The 1,382-nt window shown below is 44.9% G+C and carries 1 protein-coding gene; it reads left to right on the top strand.

Translation table 11 applies throughout. From position 1 onward, the window contains the following. The coding region (locus BG32_RS02945) for a glycoside hydrolase family 13 protein (protein WP_147434806.1) at nucleotides 1-1,382 on the top strand (1,382 nt) is incomplete at both ends.

The raw sequence follows: 1,382 nt of genomic DNA, 5'->3' as shown, positions 1-1,382 counted from the left end.
TACTGTTTTTCGAAAGAGAGCCTTCCGATTTCCTACTTCGACCTCCCTGATTGGTCAAAGGGAGCAACATACTATCAGATATTCCCGGAGAGATTTGCCAATGGAGACCCGAGAAATGATCCGCCAAACGTTCAGGAATGGAATGCCGATCCCGATTACGCAAATCTTGGAGGAGACGGTTTCTTTGGTGGCGATCTCAAAGGGATTTTGGATCATTTCGATCACTTACTTGAACTGGGGGTAGATGCAATATACCTCAATCCCATTTTCGAGAGCCCCTCAAGCCATAAATATGACACCGAAGACTATCTGAAAATCGATGACAATTTCGGAGACGACCAGCTCTTCGAGGAACTTCTAACCGCTGCCAATGACAGCGACGTAAAGATCATTCTCGACGGAGTGTTTAATCACACTGGATACGACTTTTTCGCCTTCAAGGATCTAAGAGAAAGGGGAGAAGAATCTCCCTACGTTGACTGGTATTTTGTGAAACGCTTTCCGATAAGAAAAGTTCAGGACAGGGCAATGACATATGTTGGGTGGAACGGCTACGCATATATGCCGAAAATAAACGCTCTTAACAAAGATTGGCAATCATACGTTGAGAGACTGGTAAGGAAATTCGATTGCGACGGAATTGGCGGTTGGCGTTTAGACGTCGCAACAGAAGTAGACCCACTATTCTGGACCGACTTTTTCAGACCACTTTTGAAAAGCTTAGACGATGAGATGATACTTGTCGCTGAGTTTTGGGGTGACGCTAGATCTCTGCTAAGAGGTAAGAGTTTCGATTCTGTCATGAATTATCCTTTCAAGGATGCTGTTGTAGAATACGTGTTCAGAGCCGGAAATTCCGCAGCTAAGTTTGCTGCTATGACAAATCTGTACCTGAATGCTTATCCGCCCCAGACTCTTCATTCTCTATGGAATATTCTCGACAGTCACGACACCGAAAGAATCCTTACTCTTGCTTTCAATCAGATCGACCTTATGAAGATCGCTGTGGCTCTCCAGATGACGTTCATTGGCAGTCCAGTGATCTACTATGGAGATGAGATAGGAATGAAAGGAGGTCGTGACCCTGAAAACAGAGCGCCAATGATCTGGGATGAAGAGCGCTGGAATCATGATGTTCACGATTTCTATAAGGCTTTGTTAGATCTTAGAAGATCGCACGAATCGATCCGCACTGGCGAGTATGAGGTCATTGCCGCTGAAGGACCGGTTTTCTCTTTTAGAAGATGGAAGGCCACTGACGAAGTAATAGTAATAACCAATCCCTCACGAGAGGCTGCATTCTTCAGCCCTTCGATGGAAGGTGAATTCACAGAATACTTGACTGGAGAGACTATTTCATTTTTTGGTGGGGAGATCAAAGT

This window comes from Mesotoga sp. HF07.pep.5.2.highcov, from assembly GCF_003666285.1.
Lineage (GTDB): Bacteria > Thermotogota > Thermotogae > Petrotogales > Kosmotogaceae > Mesotoga > Mesotoga prima.
Note: the sequence above shows the minus strand (reverse complement) of the source record. Positions and strands in the feature narration are given on the sequence as shown.